A 3514-nucleotide genomic window follows, 5' to 3' on the forward strand; every position below is an offset into this window, starting at 1 on the left:
TGCATGCCATGCAAGCGCTCTACCAGCTGAGCTAAAGCCCCGAGGTCTCGGGTTTCTCCGGGGGCGGACTGGAAGCCCTCCCCGAAGAGGCGCGGAACCTAGTCTGACAGTTCGCGGCGATCAAGCCCGCCTGCAAGGAAATTTGCAGGCGGCTTGTCGCAGTCAGATTTAGCGGTCCTCGACGTCGCCCTCGCCGGGCAGACCCTCGATTTCGGTGTCGTCGAAGTCGTCTTCGTCGTCCTCTTCCAGGAAGGGCACGTCGTCGGTGTCCTCCTCGAGGTCTTCCTCGTCCTCGGAGAAGCCGGCGAGCTCGTCCTCGGGCGTGGCGCCCGGTTCGGCGTCGTCGTCATCGTCGTCGCCGGGGATGATCGGGGCGTCGACCACTTCGTCGAGTTCCGGGGTGACGACCTCTTCTTCTTCCTCGTCGTCATCGGCCTCCGACTTGCCGCGCACCTGGGCTTCGCCCTCCTCCTCGACCTCATGGTCGGTGGGGGCGACGCGCGAACGGCTCCGGCGGCTGCGGACAGCCTCGTCGGGGTCGAACTCGGTGGCGCATTTCGGGCAGTGGGCGGGACGACGGGTAAGGTCGTAGAACTTCGCTTGGCAGTTCGGACAGATCTGCTTTGCGCCCAGTTCGGGATTGGCCAAGGGCTAAGCCTCTAAGGGTTCGAATGAAGCCGGGTCCCTTGCCACGGGCTGGCGCCGCTGTCAAAAGCAAACCCCCTCGTGACAACAGCAAGGCCTTAAGGAGGCTTGGCATTCCCATGACGTCGGCAGGACTGACCGCGAAACGCGGCGGCCCGCTGCGGGGCCGCGTGCGCGCCCCGGGCGACAAGTCGATCTCCCATCGCGCGCTCATCTTCGGGGCGCTGGCGACGGGGACGACGCAGATTGAGGGGCTACTCGAAGGCGACGATGTGCTGCGCACGGCCCAGGCCATGCGGGCGTTCGGCGCGACCGTGACCCATCTGGGACCCGGCGCCTGGCGGGTGGAGGGCAAGGGCGGGTTCGCCGAGCCCGACGACGTGATCGACTGCGGCAACGCCGGCACCGGGGTGCGGCTGATCATGGGGGCGGCGGCGGGGTTCCCGATCAGCGCCACCTTCACCGGCGACGCCTCCCTGCGCGGGCGGCCGATGAACCGGGTGATGAACCCGCTGAAGGCGATGGGCGCGGCCTTCGCCGGGCGCAGCGGCGGGCGGCTGCCCCTGACCCTGCAGGGCGGCGCCCTCAAGCGCATCGACTACCGCCTGCCCGAGCCCTCGGCCCAGGTGAAGTCGGCGGTGCTGCTGGCCGGGCTGCATGCGCAGGGCGGGGCCGGCGTCATCGAGCCCGAGGCGACGCGCGACCACACCGAGCGGATGCTGCGGGCCTTTGGCGCGACGATCCACGTCGAGGATCGCGACGGCGAGCGCCATATCAACCTGCCCGGCGGCCAGACGCTGACGGGGACGAAGATCATCGTGCCCGGGGATCCGTCCTCGGCGGCCTTTCCCCTGGTGGCGGCCCTGATCACCCCGGGGTCGGAGGTGACGGTGGAGGGCGTGCTGCTGAACGTCCTGCGCACCGGCCTCTTCACCACCCTGCAGGAGATGGGGGCCGACCTGACCATATCGAACCTGCGCGACGCGGGCGGGGAGCAGGTGGGCGACGTCACGGCGCGCTATTCCGCGATGCGTGGCGTCGATGTGCCCCCCGAGCGGGCGCCCTCGATGATCGACGAATATCCCATCCTGGCGGTGGCCGCGGCCTTCGCCGACGGCCCCACCCACATGCGCGGCATCGGCGAGATGCGGGTCAAGGAGAGCGACCGCATCGCCCTGATGGCGGCGGGGCTCTCGGCCTGCGGCATCGGGGTCGAGGAGGAGCCGGAGGGCCTGATCGTGGTGGGGGCCGCGCGGGGCAACCATCCGGCGGCGGGCGGCGCCAGCGTGGTCACCAAGGGCGACCACCGGATCGCCATGTCCCACCTGGTGATGGGCCTGGCCTCGGACGACTCGGTCAGCGTCGATGAGCCCGGCATGATCGCCACCAGCTTCCCAGGCTTTGTGGAGATGATGCGCGGCCTGGGCGGGGAGTTGGATTGAAACCCCCATTCATCATCACCGTCGACGGGCCCGCGGCCTCGGGGAAGGGGACGATCGCCAATTGGCTGGGGGCGCACTATGGCGTGCCGGTGCTGGATTCCGGGCTGCTGTACCGGGCGGTCGGCGTGCTGACCCGGCGGGCGGGCAAGGACCTGGACTCAGAGCAGGACGCCGGCGCCGTGGCCATGACGCTCACCGCCGCCATGCTGGACGATCCGGAGTTCCGCACCCGGGGGGCCGGCGAGTGCGCCAGCCGGGTGGCGGTGCATTCGGCGGTGCGCCTGGCCCTGCGCGAGCTGCAGCTGGCCTTCGCCCGCACGCCGCAGGGGGCGGTGCTGGACGGGCGTGACATGGGGACGGTGATCTGCCCGGAGGCGCCGGCCAAGCTCTATGTCACCGCCACGCCGGAGGTTCGCGCCGAGCGGCGCTGGAAGCAGTTGAAGGGGCAGGGCGAGGACGTCAGCCTGGCCGATATCCTGGAGGACATCCGCAAGCGCGACGAACGCGACGGGGGCCGGGCCGACAGCCCCATGGTGGCCGCCGCCGACGCCGTCTTGCTGGACACCACTGAAATGACTATAGAGCAGGCCACCGATGCGGCCCGCCGCACGGTCGAGGCGGCGCGAGCCCGGTGGGAAACCTCCTGACGGGCAATCCAAACGCACCTTTCCCTCGATGGCTGCGGGCAATTTCACCGCGCTGGGGTCCGCCCCGACGCCTTCGGTTTGCAACCCTTAACCCGACGCCGGGACTCCGACCGCTCATGCGGGTCGGACCATTTCCGTTTCACCGGCGGCGTCATCTGAAAGACGAAAGAATATTATGGCTGACGATATGAGCCTGTCCCCCTCCCGCGACGACTTCTCCGCCCTGCTGGACGAGTCCATGGGCGGCCGCGACTTCATGGAAGGCGTGGTGGTCAAGGGGATCGTGGTCGGGATCGAGAAGGATTTCGCGATCATCGACGTGGGTCTGAAGACCGAGGGCCGCGTGTCCCTGAAGGAATTCAACCAGGAAGGCGATGATCCCGCCCCCATCGTGGTCGGCTCCACCGTCGAGGTCTTCCTCGAGCGCGTTGAGAACGCCATGGGCGAAGCGGTCATCAGCCGCGACAAGGCCCGCCGCGAAGAGGCCTGGACCCGTCTGGAAGGCGTCTACGAGAAGAACGAACCGGTGATGGGCTCCATCGTCGGCCGTGTGAAGGGCGGCTTCACCGTCGACCTCGGCGGCGCCTCGGCCTTCCTGCCCGGCAGCCAGGTCGACATCCGCCCCGTGCGCGACGTCGGCCCTCTGATGGGCAAGGAACAGCCCTTCGCGATCCTGAAAATGGACCGTCCGCGCGGCAACATCGTCGTCTCGCGTCGCGCCATCCTGGAAGAAGCCCGCGCCGAACAGCGCACCGAGCTGGTCTCCCAGCTGCAAGAGGG

General features: G+C 69.0%; 4 protein-coding genes. 3 read left to right on the forward strand and 1 reads right to left on the reverse strand.

Going from position 1 to position 3514, the window contains the following annotated elements:
- Positions 1 to 168: 168 nt before the first annotated feature.
- Entirely contained in the window at positions 169 to 648 is a 480-nt protein-coding gene (locus RMO97_RS11130; protein WP_304701752.1) for a TIGR02300 family protein, read from the reverse strand.
- Positions 649 to 764: 116 nt separating this feature from the next.
- Between RMO97_RS11130 and aroA the strand changes: the two genes are divergently transcribed.
- The 3 genes from aroA to RMO97_RS11145 form a co-directional block, all read left to right on the forward strand.
- Positions 765 to 2087 carry a 3-phosphoshikimate 1-carboxyvinyltransferase gene (gene aroA / locus RMO97_RS11135; protein ID WP_310541061.1) on the forward strand — a complete coding sequence of 441 codons (1323 nt, stop codon included), beginning with the start codon at positions 765 to 767 and terminating at the stop codon, positions 2085 to 2087.
- Positions 2084 to 2734 carry a (d)CMP kinase gene (gene cmk, locus RMO97_RS11140; protein ID WP_310541063.1) on the forward strand — a complete coding sequence of 217 codons (651 nt, stop codon included), beginning with the start codon at positions 2084 to 2086 and terminating at the stop codon, positions 2732 to 2734. Before aroA ends, cmk begins: the two co-directional genes overlap by 4 nt.
- A 175-nt stretch (positions 2735 to 2909) precedes the next feature.
- A partial coding sequence (locus tag RMO97_RS11145) for a S1 RNA-binding domain-containing protein (RefSeq protein ID WP_310541065.1) occupies positions 2910 to 3514 on the forward strand: 605 nt, incomplete at its 3' end.

This window comes from Phenylobacterium sp., from assembly GCF_031425575.1.
In the GTDB taxonomy this organism is placed as follows: domain Bacteria; phylum Pseudomonadota; class Alphaproteobacteria; order Caulobacterales; family Caulobacteraceae; genus Phenylobacterium.